This is a genomic window from Pseudomaricurvus sp. HS19 (genome assembly GCF_009857815.1).
In the GTDB taxonomy this organism is placed as follows: domain Bacteria; phylum Pseudomonadota; class Gammaproteobacteria; order Pseudomonadales; family Cellvibrionaceae; genus Pseudomaricurvus.
In genome coordinates, this window is record NZ_WVVW01000012.1 from 23,724 (window position 1) to 41,019 (window position 17,296).

The window sequence follows — 17,296 nt, forward strand, 5'->3', positions numbered from 1 at the left end:
TAAGAGCGCCGGCTGACATTTGGTACCGGTTGTCAGTCCGGAACAGTGTGTTTTCCACTCAGCTGTCACTGTCCCGGGACAGTATCCTGTTCAGGGTTTTACTGAATCTTCTGCTCTTCTTCTGCCAATATTTCGTCGATAGTGACGTCCAATTCCAGCTTGAATAACTCTTCGAGGTTAACTTGCTTGCCATACCACCAGTACTGCCTTTCCGTGCGTCCGTTGGCCGCAATGAAATCACCTTCGCCGTGGCGCTTATTCCCTTGCCACTCTCCGCTATAGGAGCTGCCATCCTTCCAGAAGTACTTGCCTTTGCCGTGTCGTTCGCTGTTTTGCCAAAGGCCGCTGTATTTGCCGTTGGTATATTTCCAGGTGCCATAGCCGTTGGTGCAATTGCCGTCGCAGCCAAGATCCGGCGGCATGTACACATCGAGCTCGTACTTCGTTCGGAAATCGTCAATGGTGATAGTCTTCAGACGATCCTTGTACCCATCGGCTGATAGCTTGAGTTGGTAAGTTCCGGGAGGCAGCTCAATGCCCTGATAAAAATCGGTGCCGTAATTGAGGAGCTGGATCCGGGCAACCGCCTGCTCAGGCTGAGTCGTCACATAAAGGGGAATGGTTTTGACTGCCGCTGGTGGCGTCGGCGGTGCAGTGATCTGTGGTGGGGCTGGTTGCGGGCTATTGGACACCTTGAGCCATACAGTGAGTGGTGCCGCCACAAAAATTCCGAAGATGACCAGCGTGGCCAGTTTGCGAATAGTGCTTTTGGAGCCGGCCGATGATGGAGCTGTAGCTTCCGAGCCTTGCGGCACGGAATTGGTTTGCTGTGAATCCGGCGCTGAATATTGTTCGGCTTTATTCGCTGCGAGCTGTTCCAGCTTCTCCCGCACCTCGGTCATGGTTTGTGGACGCTGCCCGGCTTTCAGCGCCAGGCACTGGTCGATCATGGCCAGGAAGTCGTCACTGTAAACACCGGCCATGCGTACCTGTGCTGGCTCCAGTGGATCCTTCTGGCCGAAGGAGAAGTCCATCAGCCGCTTCTGGGCATCGGGTCCTGCGGCGCCGCACACCATGCGGTACATCAGGCCGCCAAAGGCGTGTATGTCCAGCGTGGGCAGGGGTTTGGCGTTGGCGTCCATCTGCTCAATGGGCGCGTAAAAGGGGGTGAAGGGCGACTGGGTCCGGGTGGCGCTGAGGTAGTTTTGCCGGGCTGCACCAAAATCGATGATGACCGGACTTTCATCGGCACGGCGCAGGAAAATATTGTCCGGCTTGATATCCCGGTGCAGTACACCCTGTGCATGAACATATTCGAGCCCTTTGGCCACAGGGATCAGGATGGCCAGCAACTGCTGCTCGGTGTAGCGGGTGCCCTGGGCTTCGTGTTTCCTGATCAACTCATCCAGCGGGGCACCGTCTTCAAAGTGCATGATCAGGTAGGCGGTGTCGTTAGCGTCAAACAGGTCCTGGCAGTAGACCACATTGGGGTGGCTGAGGGCTGACAGTGTGCGGCCTTCGTTTCTGAAACGTTGCAGGCTGTTGTTGTAGAGATCCTGATCCGAAGTGCTGTGAGGCACTACGGTAGTGCCACGACGTCCCGCCAGATCCCGCGGCAGGAACTCCTTGATGGCCACTACCCGGTCGTAGAGAAACTGGTGCCTGGCCTTGTACACAATGCCGAAGCCGCCCATGCCCAGTACCGACTCAATCCGGTACTGGCTGATGCTGCTGCCGATGGGCAGGGCCAGGTTGTGTGTTTCTCTATCGGTCATAGTGTGTCTTGGTGGCCAGTCTGTCGTGGATTTCCGGAATCCATTGGTTCATATGGGTGTCCTTATGAGACGGACAACCCGTTGGTTTGGCGCGCTGCCGTTGGCCTGGGGGAATCGGGTTAGCGGTTGATCTGCTCGCCGTTCTGCCACTGTTGCTCAACCTTGCTGCCATTGGTACGGGTGTACACACCGGAACCGTGCCGTTTGCTCTGCTTCCAGCCTCCGGTGTAGGAACTGCCATCGCCCCAGGTGTAGATACCGCGGCCCTGCCTGTTGCCGTTGTCGAAGCCGCCGATGTAGGAATCACCATTGGTCCATTGATAGAAACCTTGCCCGGTACGCACATCCGCTCGCCAGTCGCCGTCGTAGGACTGGCCGTTGTTCCAGTCGAACCGGCCCTCGCCGTGTCTTTTACCGTTCATCCACTGGCCGCGATAGACCCCGTCGGAGTATGTGCTGACGCCATTGCCGTTCCAGCAATCCCCGTCGCAGTTATCGAGCCCCGGTATTTTCTGCAGGACGATATTGGCTGTATAACCGCTGGTGTTGTCGAGGGTTACTGTCTGAAAGTGGTCGCGATAGCCGTCCGCGGTGACCTGCAGGTTGTAGTCGCCGGGTTCCAGCCGCATGCCCTGTTTAAATTTGGGCTTGATATTGAGGACGTAAACCCGGGCGTTGGCGGGTGTGGTCTTCACGTACAGGGGAGCATCGGTTGTGGCGCTTGCAGGCGCGGGGGCAGCTGTGACCTCGGGGGGGAAGCTCAATGACGAGCTGGACCCGCTGCGGTGATAGCTTTTGGATTCGTTGAGCCAGACGAAGAACGGGATCGCCATAAAGATCACCACAACCCCCAGAACCGCCAGTTTCTGCTGGCGTTTGCCGGTGCTGGCACTGCTGGCGGCAGCAGGGTCCGGATCAGGTTCGGCCGCAGGCTTGTTGTTTGTGGGGTTGGCGGATTGTTGCGACCGGGGCTGTTCTGCTCGCGAATGTGCGGCAGAGGAGGGTTGCGCGTGCTCCGCGGATGTTTCGGCAGTGCTCTTCTGGCGCGGCTGTTCCCGGCGGCTGCCGTCAGAACCACTGGCGGTGTTGTTGCTGCCCTGTTCGCCGATTTTATCCAGCAGCCAGCTGGAGTAGGGGTGATCCAGCCGCAGCGCTTCCCCGGCAATGTTGTCTGTGCCATGACGGCGACAGCGCTTATAGGCCTCCACCATGCCGAAGCTCATGCCCGGGCCATTGTGTACCCCGACAAAAGGAGAGCGGTTGGGGGTGGCCTTTACCAGTACCGGTTCACTGGTGCTCGCCTCTTTAGCCAGCGCCTTGACTCTGGACTCGAGGGTCATCAGGTTGTCCGGGCGATCTGCGGCATTGAGGGAGATACACTGGTCAATCAGTTGCCCCAGGGCGCTGCTGTAGCCGGCGCGTTTCAGTTGGCTGGCGGAGAAACGGATATTCTCCGGGCGTGCGCGGTCGACAAAATTTGGGGGCTCATAACCGCATACCATGCGGAACATAATGGCGCCAAAGGCGTAGACATCACCGCGTTGCAGCTCCAGGTCGGCCAGGGCTTTGTGCTCCGGGTTGCTAAAGAACTGCTCGGTCTGGGGGAAGTCGTAGGGGGTAAAGCCGGCCTGTTGCCTGCCGGGTTCCCTGAACCAGCCTGGTTGGCGGACGTTGCCGAAGTACATCCAGCGGACGCTGTTGGCACCCTCCAGCAGGATCAGTTCCGGGTGTACCAGATGGCCCGGCTCAAAGGAGCGTATCCCCGGCGCGGCATCCAGGATGTTTTCCATCAGACGCAGTAAGCCGGCTTCACTGTAGCGATAGCCCTGTTGCTCAAGGTATTGCAGGTGCTCCTGCAGGCTTTCGCTGCAGGCGTCTTCAATCGAGATGCAATGGCTGAAGGTGTCATTGGGAAAGTTGCAGCACGGGGTGTATTCGAGCCGGTAATCTGTCCAGTCGTCGTCGTGCTCGCGGAACTGCCCTATAAAGGTGGCAGTATCGACCTCGTTGGGGTTCGGGAACCACTGAAACAGCAGCTGTGGAAGCTCCTCCGTATCCTCCGGCTCGCCAAAGTAGAGGCGCCAGCCGGAGCGCCCGGGGACCTGGTCGTCGCGCCCGATCAACTGCAGCCGGCAGTCGGCATAGGCGTTGTTCAGGGTGCCGTCCGCGAAGGGCACGGATGGCGTACGCTTTGGCTCGCTCGCTGAAGCTTGCGCGCCCTTGCCGGCACCGGCCCGGCGCTTTTTGCGCGGTGGTTCAGCGGATGCCAGTTGCTCCAGGCGTTCACGCACTTCCGTCATGGTTTGCGGGCGCTTCTCCGGCCGCAGGGCCAGGCACTGGTCGATCAACGCCAGGAACTGATCGCTGTAGTCACCGGCCATGCGCACCCTGGACCACTCCAGCGGGTCATCCTTGCCAAAGGTGATCTCCATCATGCGCTTCTGCGCGTCCGGCCCCACAGCCCCACAGACCATGCGGTACATCAGGCCGCCAAAGGCGTGTATGTCCAGCGTTGGTCGCGGGCTGCGGTCGGTGTCCATCTGCTCCGCAGGGGCGTAAAACGGGGTAAAGGGGGCCTGGGTCTGGGTGACGCTGAGGTAGTTCTGGCGCGCGGCACCAAAGTCGATGATGACCGGGCTCTCGTCGGCACGGCGCAGGAAGATATTATCCGGTTTGATGTCCCGGTGGATGACCTCCCGGGAGTGGATAAACTCCAGTCCTTCGGCCAGAGGGATCAGGATGGCGAGCAGCTGTTCTTCGGTGTAGCGGGAGCCCTGGCTTTCATGGGCTTTGATCAGCACGTCCAGCGGCGCGCCATCTTCATAATCCATGAACAGGTAGGCGGTGCCGTTGGCCTTGAACAGGTCGATGCAGTGCACAACGTTGGGATGCTGGAGCTTGACCAGGGTCTGGCCTTCTTTAACAAAGCGCTCCAGGTTGTCGTCATAGAGTGTCTGGTCCGAAGTGGTGTGGGGTACCACGGTGCTGCCGTGGCGCCCGGCCATATCCCGGGGCAGGAACTCCTTGATGGCCACCAGCCTGTCTTCGAAGAGGGTGTGACGCGCCTTGTAGACGATGCCAAAGCCGCCCATCCCCAGCACCGCTTCGATGCGGTAGCTGCCGATTTCTGTACCTTGGGGGAGGGCGAGGTGATTCTGCTGCTGCTCTGACATTCCAATCCAGCCGGAGGCTATCCATACGAGTTTTTGACACAAGTCAGAGAATGTAAACGACGTCACATTATTAGGCAATTATGCGATCAAAATTACGAGTTTTTATAGCCAAATGGTCTGGAAGCCTCGAAAAGCACGGTTTTTGTTTATAGTTTTTGTGAGTTTTGAGGGGCAGCGGGTTTCTCTGGAGGGGCGACCCCGGTGATTCAGGGCTATAACGTTTTCTAATCCAAAAATAATAACTATTAATTTAACTAATCCATTAGCGAGCCTTATCATGCCCGCTTATTCTGTAGTACACGGGCGGGTCTTCTGTTGCTGTTGCAAACGCCCGGGTCTGGCAGAACATTCCTCCAGCAGCGTCATCAGCCAATTAACGTCGGGAAACGTCATGACTGAACTTCTGCAAACTCCCCTGCACGCCATGCATCTGGCAGCGGGTGCCAAGATGGTGCCTTTCGCCGGTTACGATATGCCCGTCCAGTACCCGGACGGCATCAAGACAGAACACCTGCACACCCGCGACGCCGCGGGCCTGTTCGACGTCTCGCACATGGGGCAGGCTGTGCTCAGCGGCCCACAGGTGCGTGCCGACCTGGAAAAACTGTTGCCGCTGGACCTGGATCTGCTGCAGCCGGGCCAGCAGGTCTATACTTTCCTGCCCAACGCCGATGGCGGCATCGTTGACGACCTGATTGTCACTTGCTGGGACGACGCGACCTATTTCGTGGTCTTCAATGCGGGCTGTAAAGCCAAGGACGAGGCGCACTTCCGCGCTCACCTCTCCGCCGACACCACGCTGGAGCTGCTGGACGATCGCGCGCTGCTGGCCCTGCAGGGGCCCAAAGCGGTGGAAGTACTGGCGGCGTTGGCTCCCGAGGTGCAGCAGCTGGTGTTTATGACCGGCAAGCATGTCTCACTGGTTGGCGCTGAGTGCTTTGTCACCCGTTCCGGTTATACCGGTGAAGATGGCTTCGAAATCTCCGTACCGGCTACCGCTGCCGGGCAGCTGGCCGAGGCGCTGATGCAGTCGCCGCTGGTGAAGTGGATTGGCCTCGGTGCCCGTGATTCCCTGCGCCTTGAGGCGGGCCTCTGCCTGTACAGCCACGACATGAACGACGACACTTCACCGGTGGCGGCCAGCCTTATGTGGGCGGTGGCAAAGAGCCGTCGTGTAGGCGGCAGCAAAGAGGGTGGCTTTATCGGTGCCGAGAAGATCTTTGCGGTGCAGAAAAACGGTGTGGCAGAGATGCGCGTCGGTTTCCTGATCGACGGCAAGGCGCCGGTGCGGGAAGACGCCGACATCGTTGATGAAGATGGTGAAGTGATTGGTCGCGTCACCAGCGGCGGTTTCTCACCGAGCCTGAATGCCCCCATCGCCATGGGCTACGTCAAGGCGGGTTATGCCATTCTCGGTACGCCAGTGGCGGCCATGGTGCGCGACAAGCCGCGTCCTATGACGGTGAGCAAGATGCCGTTTGTGCCGCAGCGCTATTACCGGGGATAAGTACCCATCCGGCACTCGCGGTTAAGAATAGAGGTTAAGAGCAGAGGCTGATGCAGCCGCCGGCGCCGGTTCACACTGGCGCAGGTCCCACGCCGCAGGAGCGCACTCCTGTGCGCGATGGGTATGAACAGATCGCGCACAGGAGTGCGCTCCTACAACATATTTTTCAACCCGGAACCCATCATGATTCACGCAGATTTTCAGTCCCGTCACATCGGTCCCGACGCCAGCGAGCAACAGCAGATGGTGGAGTCGCTGGGCTACAGCAGCCTGGCCGAATTTATCAGTGCCGTAATCCCCGGCAATATCCGCCTGCCGGCAGCGCTGGACCTGGCGGAGGCCAGCAGTGAAACCCAGGCGCTGAAACTGATGCGCGAGCTGGCCGACAAGAATCAGGTGCTGCGCTCCTTTATCGGCCAGGGGTATTACAACACCCATACCCCGCTGGTGATCCTGCGTAACGTGATGGAAAACCCCGCCTGGTACACCGCCTACACGCCGTACCAGCCAGAGATCTCCCAGGGGCGCCTGGAAGCACTGCTGAACTACCAGACCATGATCTGCGACCTCACCGGTATGGAGCTGGCCAATGCCTCCATGCTGGACGAGGCCACCGCTGCGGCGGAAGCCATGACCCTGTGTCAGCGCATGTCCAAATCCAAATCGCTGAACTTCTTTGTCGACGCCGACTGCCTGCCACAGACCATCGACGTGGTGATGACCCGCGCCGAGCCGCTGGATATCAATGTCATCATCGGCAACCCGGCCACCGACCTGGATGTGGATGATGTGTTCGGTGTGCTGCTGCAGTACCCCGGCGCCAGCGGCCAGATCAACGACTACCGCGCCCTGATTGAAAGAATTCACGCCGGCAAGGCGCTGGTGGCTATGGCGGCTGATCTTCTGGCGCTGACCCTGCTGACCTCGCCCGGTGAGCTGGGTGCAGATGTGGCTATCGGCTCTGCCCAGCGCTTTGGTGTGCCGCTGGGCTTCGGGGGTCCACACGCGGCTTATATGGCCACTCGTGAACAGTACAAGCGTTCACTGCCCGGTCGTCTGGTGGGGCGCTCCAAAGACTCCCAGGGCAACGACGCCCTGCGCCTGGCACTGCAGACTCGCGAGCAACATATCCGCCGCGAGAAGGCGACTTCCAACATCTGTACCGCCCAGGTGCTGCTGGCGGTGATGGCGAGCATGTACGGTGTCTACCATGGCCCGCACGGCTTGCGCGCTATCGCCAATACCATTCACGCCAAAACCTCAGTGCTGGCCGCCGAGCTGAAGGGTGCCGGATTTACTGTTGAGAACAGCAGCTGGTTCGACACGCTTACCATTGCCACCGGTGACAAGACCGCAGACATTCACACCGCTGCCCGCGCGCTGGGTATCAACCTGCGTGAAATCGACGACAGCAAACTGGGTGTGTCGCTGGACGAAACCGTGGAGGCGGAAGACCTGCACACCATCCTCGCGGCGTTCGGCATCGACTCCCTTGCCGCCGGCGAGGCGGAGCTGCTGATTCCGGAAGCCCTGCGTCGCAGCAGCGAGTTTATGATCCATCCGGTGTTCAACAGCTACCACTCCGAAACCGAAATGCTGCGCTACCTGCGTGGCCTGGCGGACAAGGACCTGGCGCTGGATCGTGCCATGATCCCCCTCGGTTCCTGCACCATGAAGCTCAATGCCACCGCCGAAATGATTCCGGTGACCTGGCCGGAGTTTGGTGCCCTGCATCCGTTTATTCCGGCCGCGCAGGCACAGGGTTACGCCGAGCTGGACAAGCAGCTACAGGTGGCACTGTGTGAGGCCACCGGTTACGACAATATCTCATTCCAGCCCAACGCCGGCTCCCAGGGTGAGTACGCCGGTCTGCTGGCGATCCGCGGTTACCACCACTCCCGCGGCGACAGCCACCGCAACATCTGCCTGATCCCCAGCTCTGCCCACGGCACCAACCCGGCGTCGGCGCAGATGTGTGGCATGAAGGTGGTGGTGACTGCCTGTAACGCCAACGGCGAAGTGGATATGGAAGACCTGCGCGCGAAGGCAGAGCAGCACAGTGATAACCTCGCGGCCATCATGATCACCTACCCCTCCACCCACGGCGTGTTCGAAGAGAACGTGCGTGAGATCTGTGAGCTGATCCACGGTCACGGCGGTCAGGTCTATGTGGATGGCGCCAACTTCAATGCGATGGTGGGCCTGTGCAAACCGGGCGAGTTTGGTGGCGACGTGTCGCACCTAAACCTGCACAAGACGTTCTGTATTCCTCACGGCGGCGGTGGCCCCGGTGTAGGTCCTGTGGCGGTGAAGTCACACCTGGCGCCTTTCCTGCCGGGTCACCGCGTAATGGAAAATAAAACGTCTGCTGTGTCTGCGGCACAACTGGGCAGCGCCAGCATTCTGCCGATTACCTGGATGTACATCACCATGATGGGTGCGGCTGGCCTGCAGCGCGCGACTGAGGTGGCGATCCTCAACGCCAACTACATTGCCAAACGCCTGTCGGTGGCTTTCCCGATTCTCTACACCGGCAGCCGCGGCCTGGTGGCCCACGAGTGCATCGTCGACCTGCGTCCTATAAAGGAAGAAACCGGCGTGGATGTCGAGGACGTGGCCAAGCGCCTGATCGACTACGGTTTCCACGCGCCCACCATGTCCTTCCCGGTGGCGGGTACGCTGATGATCGAGCCTACCGAATCGGAAAGCCTGTATGAGCTGGATCGCTTCTGCGACGCCATGCTGAAAATCGGTGAGGAGATCGAAGCGGTGCGCAACGGTTCCATGCCGCTGGAAGCCAGCCCGCTGGTGAATGCGCCGCACACCGTGGAGATGGTTTCCGCCGACAGCTGGGACAAGGCATACCCCCGTTCCCAGGGCGGCTTCCCGCTGGAGTCCCTGCGCAAAAACAAGTACTGGCCACCGGTGGGTCGCATCGACAACGTCTACGGCGATCGCAACCTGGCGTGTTCCTGTGCGCCGATTGAGAGCTACATGGAGTAAGTTGCTCAGCTGGCATTGCGCGCACAGAAAAAACGGGCCCCTGGGCCCGTTTTTTCGTTGGAATGCCCTTACCATTGCCTGGAAAGCCCACTGTCTTCAGGGCGTTTGCTTTTAATATCTGGCAGGATAAATATGTTTTGTTTTTACCGGGCGTCGGATAATGCACTGGTTTAATTTTTTCAGGTTTTGCGGGGCAGTCCCGTTTCGGAAGGCCTTATGACAGATCAACACGAAACGCAGCCACAGGCCTCTGCCGGTGCTGTGCATTGGCAGACCTTTGCTTCGCATTGGAGCAGTCTGGGGCCGCCTCTGCGCCCGGTAGATACCGATATCCAGCTGATAGATCAGTTGCTGAAAGAGCAGTTGCTGAAAGGTACCGCCGTGCCCCGGTCGTCACCTGCAGACATACTGGTTTTGGGTGTGACGCCGGAGTACTACCATTTCTTTTCTGCGCAAGGTGATCGCGTCAGGGCTCTGGATAAATCCCCGCAGATGATTGCCAGCGTATGGCCGGGCAGCCGGGAGGATGCGGTGGAGGGGAGCTGGTTGGCCATGCCCTATGCAGACAATAGCTTCGACCTGATCCTCTGTGATGGCGGCCTGCAGCTATTGCCTTTCCCTAAGGGCCTGGGCCAGTTACAGCAAGAACTGCTGCGCTGCCTGCGGCCCGGCGGTCGCTTTTGCGTGAGGTTGTTTGCGCGTCCCGCAGAGCCTCTCTCCATAAGGTCTGTGTTGGATCAGGTGGTCGATGGTCGCCTGAACAATCTCCACGCGTTAAAAATTCTGGCCGGTATGGGTTTGCAGGAGACGACGGAGCAGGGCGTGGTATTGGACGCTATCTGGCATTCACTCCAGCAGCGTTTCAGTGATTGGGGGCAGTTGGCTGGGTTATTGGCTATGGATGCGCGCGAGGTGGCGATGCTTGATGCGTATCGGGGCAACAGCGCGGTCTACCATTTTCTCAGTGAGGCTGAGGTCATTGACGTCTTTTCACAGCAGAAGGATGGATTTGGGCTTGAGCACAGTGTCACCCGTTACCCGGATTATCGCTATGGCGAATTCTGTCCGACCCTGCTTTTTGAAAAACAGGCCGGCTGATCGTTTTCTAGCTGATTTTCTCTGGCTTGGTGAGGCCTGGAATGTCACCTTTGAGCAGGTGGCGGAGACGCCCCTCAAGGCCGATTTTGACCAGGTGGTTAAAGCGGCTGACCGGCATTTTTGCCAGTATTTCCCTGGCGAGTTGGGGTTTGGCATTGGGTCCGGTGAGACGAAATTGCGTGCTCTGGGTTGGCCCGTAGACCATGCGCAGCCACAGGCGGGGGTGGCGCCACAAATAGCGCCATAGCGGTGGCAGGCAGCCCATCAGTCCGGCCAGATCGTCCAGGTAGTGATGGAAATCCACCAGTGCGCGCACCCGTTCGGCGCTGTGGCCCAGTTGTGCAGTATAGCGTTCCCGATCCGCGTGAATGCTTTGCTGCATAGGTGCCAGCTCGGGCAGACTCAGGCGTTTGGCAAACACCAGTGCGGTATACCGGGCTTGCATCTCCATTAACGGAAACTGGCTGCCAAAGCAGGGTCTGGCCGTACCGACAAAACTGAGCCGGTCGCCATAGGCCGGGTGAAACATCTGTTTATACAAATCTCTCGGGTTGCTGCCGGCCGCCTGCAGTGCCGGTGGCAGAAAGCCGGCTTCGTTGCGATAACCTGTGCAGAAGAGCACGTAATCGACATCCTCTAATGCCTGACCACAATGGTCGATAAGCTGCCTGCCGCCATTTGATACCTGAACAATATCGCCGACCAGTTCTGCGTCGTATTCAGCGATGGCTTCGGCCAGCGCGGTAGTCTTGGTGCCAAAGTTGCCAAACGGCCCCTTGCTGTCGATAAGGCTGCTGTTCAGATCGGCAATGACATCGAATACCGGATGTTTCAGGCTGCGATCGAAGGCGACAATGCGCGAGGCTGCTGTGCGACCAAAGGCTCTGGGTAGTCCCCAGAAACCGCGGTGAGTGGATAGGTCGGCGGGCTCTTCGCCGCGTCGGCGCGGTGTGATCCAGCCGGGGGAATGGCGCAGGCTGATCCAGGTTTTACTGGCCACCCTGGCCACTTCCAGCGCGATATCGGCGGCGGATTCGCCACCGCCGACAACCAATACGCGCTTGCCTGCCAGTGCCTCGGCGCTCTTGTAGCTGGAGGAGTGCTGATAGCTGATACCGCTCAGTGCACTATGCCAGTCGGGCAGTGCGGGAATACGGCTGGCCCCCGTTGCCACTATCAGGCGTTTTGCACTGAACTGACGCCCGGATTGCAATTGGACTTGCCAGTGTTGCCGGGCGTCTTCAGATACGTTGGTGACGGTTTCATTGAGTAAAAACTTATCGCCGATCTGGTAGTGCGCGATATAGCGCTGCCAGTAATCCAGTACCTGCGCCTTGGTCCAGAAGGATTTTTCAAAACCGTCGCCGATCCAGAAGTCGGAGAACATGCTGACGGTGCAGGAGGAGGTGAGTAGCAGGCTGTCGTAGGCCTTGGCAAAGTTACCGCCGATAGCGGCGCTGGCGTCTATGGCCAGCACCTTGCCGAGCTGGTTCTCAGTGCATTCCTTAACGGCTACAATCCCTGCCGGGCCGGCGCCAATCACAATACAGTCGTAGTCGGTGTTCATGCGTTGCAGATCATCTGATTGATCGTGTTGTTGCTTGGCGACAGGCGGTGTGACAAGGCGAAAACCAAATTCATAGAGTGAGAAGGCGCGTTTTGTGGGCAGCATTATAGAGGTCGAGGGTATTCTCTGGCCACCAATAGAGGATCCGCGAGGTCAGCCGTTACGGCATTTGCTGGATTTTCTGGCGGTCAGCGAGAGGGCTGATCCTGCCGCAATACGCGCCGGGCAAGCGCAGCAGTTTGCTGCTTTGAATGAGTGGTGTTGGCAGCACTCGGCTGTTTATCGTGAGCGTCTGCAGAGGGCTGGATTTCACGGGGGCGATGCGCTGAGCCTCGATACGCTGGTCAAACTCCCCCTGTTAACACGTCGCGATCTGCAACAGCAGGCACAGGCACTGTACTGCCAGCCGCCGGCTTCCCACCTGCCGGTGGCCGAGACCTTTACCTCCGGCTCTACCGGCGAGCCGGTTACACTGCATCGCAGCGCCGTGTCGCAGCTGTTCTGGCAGGCCCTGACCATGCGCGAGCACCAGTGGTGGCAGCGCGACCTCAGTGGCAGGCTGGCCGCGATCAAGGCCAGTTTTAACCAGCCGCGGGTAGATACCCCGAGTTGGGGGGCTCCGGCCAGTCTGTTTGCCAGCACCGGACCGGCGGTGGCACTGAGTATGTCCATGGGCTCAGAGGCACTCGCCGATGCCCTGATCGATATCGATCCGGATTATCTGCTGGTCTTTCCCAGTCAGCTGCAGGCGATCCAGCAGTGTTATCGCGAGCAGGGCAGGCGCCCGGCCAGGCTGAAACAGATCCGCTGTATGAGCGAGGTGGTGACGCCGGAATTGCGTGCAACCGTTGCGGAAGATTTTTCCCTGCCTTTGTGCGATGTCTACAGCTCGCAGGAGGCGGGCGTTATCGCGATCCAGTGCCCGCACAGCGGCCTCTATCACATCATGGCAGAGAGTCTGTTGGTCGAAGTGGTGAATGATCAGCTGCAACCCTGTGCCGAAGGTGAAGTGGGCAGGGTGGTGATTACCGACCTGCACAACTTTGCCACCCCGCTGGTGCGATACGAGATCGGCGATTACGCCGAGGTTGGCCCGCCCTGTGGCTGCGGTCGTCAGCTGCCCACGCTCAAGCGCATTCTGGGGCGGCAGAGAAACATGGCCATCTACCCCGATGGGCACCACTACTGGCCGCGGCTGGGCTTTTACCGTTTTCGCGACATCGCACCGATCCTGCAGTTTCAAGTGGCTCAGTTGTCGGTGGACACGCTGGAATGCCGGCTGTATTCAGAGCGCCCCTTAAACAGCGCCGAAGAGGGTGCTATTGCCGAGGTCATCCGCTCGGCCATGGGCTACCCGTTTGCGATTGGCTTTCGCTATTTTGACCAACCCATACCAGCCAGCGGCGGCAAGTATGAGGAGTTTGTGCGGTTGTTCTGATGGTGGGCTGCGAGGCCTGTGTCGTGGCGCGTATTTCTACGTGTGACACAGCTCGCATTTAGTGTTTTTCCATCTAATCAATTTCTTATTTATTACCTTTTGAACTGATATCCTGATCGGGATCATTTCCCCACGCGCAGATGTTTTAGCGGAGCCTGTCCCTTCCGCGCTATCCCTCATTCACTTGGCGTGGTCACCTGCCCAGCTACTCAGGATTCTGGCTTCATGCAACTTCGTGCTCGTCCTCCGGCATTGTCCGGCATTTCCCGTAACTCCCTGCGCCTGCGTCGCACGCCTCTGAGCCTCGCTATTCTGGCGGCACTCAGTGCGACCGATGGTCTGGTGCCCCAGGCGCAAGCGGTGGCCTGTCCTGCGCCGTCTGGCGGCCAGGTGCTGGTGGCCGACGGAGTGACGGTTACCGAGACGGGACTGGCGGGCTGCGAGCTCTCCGGTGGCGATGCCCTGATCGTTGAGAACGCAGGCGCCATTGAGTTTGAGCTGGATAGCCCTTACGCGGCAGTTGGTGTACTTGTTGATGCGGGTAATACCGCAGTGGACATAGAAAATCGCGGCACCATTGATATCGCCAATGCCTCCAGTAGTGCTATCGGGATCGGCATATACCGCACCGCCAACGCCACCGGTGCGATCCTTAACAGCGGCACGATCACTGTCATTGGGTCGAATACCCCAGCTGGCATCTTAGTGGATGGACAGGTCGATGGTGGTATCAGCAATACCGGCACTATTACCGCTGCCGGTGGGGCCGCTGTGAGTGTCTGGGGGGTGGTGACTGGTGGCATCAGCAATGTCGGAACTATGACAGGTCTCGGTGCGCTCCGTATCAACGGTAGCGGTAGCGTCGATGAGATCATCAACAGCGGCACTCTTGCTGGTACCGGTGTCGATGCGGGAGGGCTGGTGCTATCATCTGCTGCTGACGTTGAAACTGTCGTCAACTTAAGCACCGGTGACATCACCTCAGACTTTGGTTCGGCCATGTATCTACGCGGCACCGTGGGCACTATCGACAACCAGGGCCGTATCGATGGCGCCATCAGTGGTGTACATATCACCGGAGGCGCTACTGTTACTGATGCGTTCAGCAACAGCGGCACGATCCAGGGGAATGACCAGGCGATACGGGTGACGACCGCCGACTTCGTGGCCCCCACAGTGGTTGCTCTGCAAAACAGCGGTCTGATCAATCTTGGCGACGCGGATGGCGATGCGATTGTCGTCGATGGGGCCGAGGGCAATGTGGGTTTTGGTCTCAATAACAGCGGCACTGTTGCGAGCGGTACCGACAGCGGCAGCGCTTTTGTGATACGGAACGATGGCATGACCGGCGATATCGTTAACGCCGAGGGCGGCATCATCACTGCCGCCGATTACGGGCTGTATATCATCGCCAGCAGTCTGACCGGAGATTTCACCAACAGCGGTAGCCTCACTGCCAGCAGTGGCGTGGTATTGACGTCGGCGACCATGACCGGTGATCTCGATAATCTGGGCAGTATCACCGCCAGCGACCGCGCCATCGATCTCAGCAACAGCAGCGTGACCGGCAATATCAGCAACAGCGGCAGCTTGAGTGGCAGCGAAGGAATTTATCTGGCCGCGGGCACCGTCAATGGCAGTATCAGCAACAGCGGCACTATCACCGGTTCCAACTATGCCATACAGCTTGATGCAGCGAGCAGCGTGACCGGTGGTATCAGTAACAGCGGGCTGTTGGATGGCGCGGTGGAGCTGGCCGATGCCACGCTGACCCTGACCGGCAGCAGTGGCCGCATAACCGGTGCGGTCACCGGTTCGGTCAATTCCACCGTGATGCTCAACGGGGATTTCACCACAGAAAATACCTTTAATATCGGGCATTTCGAAATCGCCGACGGCGCTTCGCTGGATATGCGCCACAGCATCAGTGCCAGCAGCCCCACGACTTTCGTTAACGCCGGCACGCTGATTGTTAATGCCGACCAGGCGCCAACGATTACCGGTAATTTCAGTCAATTGGCCAGTGGTATCTTGCAGATTGGTGCCGTGAGCAGCAGCGAGTACGGCCAGTTGACGATCGACGGTACGGCCACCTTACCCAGCGATGCCAAAATCTTCGTCGATGTGGCATCGGTGAATACCCTGGCTGGCAACGAAACACTGGCAGATGTGCTGTCGGCCACCAGCCTGATCTCGGACGGCAGTTTTGTGGTGACCGATAACTCGGCCATGCTGGGTTTTACCGCTGTACTGGATGGCAATACTGTCGACCTGGTCAGCGAGGTTGTTCTGTCGGCCACTCAGGCCGTGACTGCCCAGAGTAATTCTCCAGCCTATGCCGCCGCCGCGGTTCTCGATGATCTGATGGACGCCGGTGGCGGTTCTGCCGATATGGCGGCAGTGATCACTACACTGGCCATGCAGCCCAGCCTGCAGGCGGTATCGCAGGCGGTGACAGAAACATTGCCGTTGCTTAATGGTGACGCGGGCATGGCAACACGCTATGCCCTGGCGGCCACCAACCAGATTGTCCAGCAGCGCATGGCGTCTTACAGTGATCGCCAGATCGGTGATGAGCTGATGGTGGATCGCTATCTGTGGGCGCGGCCCTTTGGTGGCTGGGGCGATCAGGATGGCAGTGGCCACGTTGCAGGGTTTGAGTCCGACTCGCAGGGGGTGATTATCGGTGCGGATGGCGCCCTCTCGGCGAGCACCCGTCTGGGGGTGGCGGTTTCCTACGCCGAAACCGATGTCGATAGCGATTCCACTATGGCGCCGCATCGACTGGATATCGAATCCTGGCAGCTGTATGCCTATGGTAATCACGCGCTGGGCGTTGCCACCGAACTGAATGTGCAGCTGGATATCGGCCATCACAATCTGGATGGTCTGCGCAGTATGCCTACCTTCAGTCGCGAGGCGCATGCTGATTACGATAGTTTGTCCTACCACTTCAGTGTTGGCGCCGCGCAGCTGTTCACTCTCAATACCAATAATGTGCTGAGCGCATCGCTGCGCGCCGAGTATCTGCTGGTCGACAGTGACAGCTATACCGAAAGCGGTGCCGGGGCGCTGAATCTGGTGGCCTCCGGTCAAGACAGCGAAGAGTTGGTGCTGTGGCTGGGTGCCACTCATAACTATCAGCTCAATAATTCCACGCAGTTCAGCATGGGGCTGGAGGCGGGTTACGACACGCTCGCCGAGCAGCAGTCGATCCGGGTGCGTTATGCCGGGGGTGGCAGTTCGTTTGTCAGCCACGGTCTGGATCCGGACCCGTGGCTGGGGCGTGCCAGTGTGCAGTTACTGCACCAGGTATCGGATGCCACCGATTTTAGTGTCACGGTCGAGGGCGCGATGCGCGACGACTATGTTTATGGCTCGCTGTCTGCCCGGGTACGCTGGGTATTTTAACGTCACTACATGAGCGCTTGATGGCCCTCCTGGGAGTTAAAGTTTAGTATCGCCGCTTTAGTGCCACAGGACATAGGCTCGCAATGCCTGCCCCTCGGTGGATGGTATCCCGTGGGGCTGACCAACTGGTGTTGCGCACACAGAAAAGAACGGGCCATTAGGCCCGTTTTTTTTGCCCGCTGCGGATGTGTCCGCGGCGTTCTCTGATGGTGCTGCCGGTGTCTTTTTGCCCTGATTTCAGGCAGGTGTGGTCAGTGCTCCAATGGCCATAGCCACTGGCATCAATCGGTGCCTGATCCCTGTTGTATGGCACAAAACCTGCTC

8 protein-coding genes are annotated in these 17,296 nt (G+C 59.0%); 5 read left to right on the forward strand and 3 right to left on the reverse strand.

Annotation, left to right across the window (positions count from 1 at the left end; translation table 11 throughout):
• Nucleotides 1-98 precede the first annotated feature (98 nt).
• The gene (locus tag GSF27_RS15450; protein WP_160970787.1) at nucleotides 99-1,775 is read right to left on the reverse strand and encodes a serine/threonine-protein kinase; all 1,677 of its coding nucleotides are present in this window, start codon (nucleotides 1,773-1,775) and stop codon (nucleotides 99-101) included.
• A gap of 119 nt (nucleotides 1,776-1,894) precedes the next feature.
• Entirely contained in the window at nucleotides 1,895-4,948 is a 3,054-nt protein-coding gene (locus GSF27_RS15455; protein WP_160970789.1) for a protein kinase, read from the reverse strand.
• Between the two features lie 391 nt (nucleotides 4,949-5,339).
• On the opposite strand from GSF27_RS15455, the gene gcvT reads away from it, so the two are divergent.
• The 3 genes from gcvT (at nucleotide 5,340) to GSF27_RS15470 (ending at nucleotide 10,556) form a co-directional block, all read left to right on the forward strand.
• The gene (gene gcvT, locus GSF27_RS15460) at nucleotides 5,340-6,455 is read left to right on the forward strand and encodes a glycine cleavage system aminomethyltransferase GcvT (RefSeq protein WP_160970791.1); all 1,116 of its coding nucleotides are present in this window, start codon (nucleotides 5,340-5,342) and stop codon (nucleotides 6,453-6,455) included.
• Between the two features lie 183 nt (nucleotides 6,456-6,638).
• Complete coding sequence (gene gcvP, locus GSF27_RS15465; protein WP_160970793.1) at nucleotides 6,639-9,458, forward strand: aminomethyl-transferring glycine dehydrogenase; 2,820 nt, start codon at nucleotides 6,639-6,641, stop codon at nucleotides 9,456-9,458.
• A 348-nt stretch (nucleotides 9,459-9,806) separates the two neighbouring features.
• Complete coding sequence (locus GSF27_RS15470; RefSeq protein ID WP_160970795.1) at nucleotides 9,807-10,556, forward strand: class I SAM-dependent methyltransferase; 750 nt, start codon at nucleotides 9,807-9,809, stop codon at nucleotides 10,554-10,556.
• A 7-nt stretch (nucleotides 10,557-10,563) separates the two neighbouring features.
• Here the strand turns inward: GSF27_RS15470 and GSF27_RS15475 are convergent, their stop codons facing one another.
• Complete coding sequence (locus GSF27_RS15475) at nucleotides 10,564-12,123, reverse strand: NAD(P)/FAD-dependent oxidoreductase (protein WP_160970797.1); 1,560 nt, start codon at nucleotides 12,121-12,123, stop codon at nucleotides 10,564-10,566.
• A 247-nt stretch (nucleotides 12,124-12,370) separates the two neighbouring features.
• Between GSF27_RS15475 and GSF27_RS15480 the strand changes: the two genes are divergently transcribed.
• Together GSF27_RS15480 and GSF27_RS15485 are read left to right on the forward strand one after the other, a co-directional pair.
• Nucleotides 12,371-13,561 (forward strand): phenylacetate--CoA ligase family protein, encoded by a 1,191-nt coding sequence (locus tag GSF27_RS15480; RefSeq protein WP_160970799.1) that lies wholly within the window; start codon nucleotides 12,371-12,373, stop codon nucleotides 13,559-13,561.
• Nucleotides 13,562-13,786: 225 nt separating this feature from the next.
• The gene (locus tag GSF27_RS15485) at nucleotides 13,787-16,972 is read left to right on the forward strand and encodes an autotransporter domain-containing protein (RefSeq protein ID WP_160970801.1); all 3,186 of its coding nucleotides are present in this window, start codon (nucleotides 13,787-13,789) and stop codon (nucleotides 16,970-16,972) included.
• The last annotated feature ends 324 nt before the right edge of the window (nucleotides 16,973-17,296 follow it).

Bases quoted from the DNA above. Each gene is read 5' to 3' on its own strand.
- GSF27_RS15450 (WP_160970787.1), bottom strand. From the start codon at position 1,775: ATGACCGATAGAGAAACACACAACCTGGCCCTGCCCATCGGCAGCAGC.
- GSF27_RS15455 (WP_160970789.1), bottom strand. From the start codon at position 4,948: ATGTCAGAGCAGCAGCAGAATCACCTCGCCCTCCCCCAAGGTACAGAA.
- gcvT (WP_160970791.1), top strand. From the start codon at position 5,340: ATGACTGAACTTCTGCAAACTCCCCTGCACGCCATGCATCTGGCAGCG.
- gcvP (WP_160970793.1), top strand. From the start codon at position 6,639: ATGATTCACGCAGATTTTCAGTCCCGTCACATCGGTCCCGACGCCAGC.
- GSF27_RS15475 (WP_160970797.1), bottom strand. From the start codon at position 12,123: ATGAACACCGACTACGACTGTATTGTGATTGGCGCCGGCCCGGCAGGG.
- GSF27_RS15485 (WP_160970801.1), top strand. From the start codon at position 13,787: ATGCAACTTCGTGCTCGTCCTCCGGCATTGTCCGGCATTTCCCGTAAC.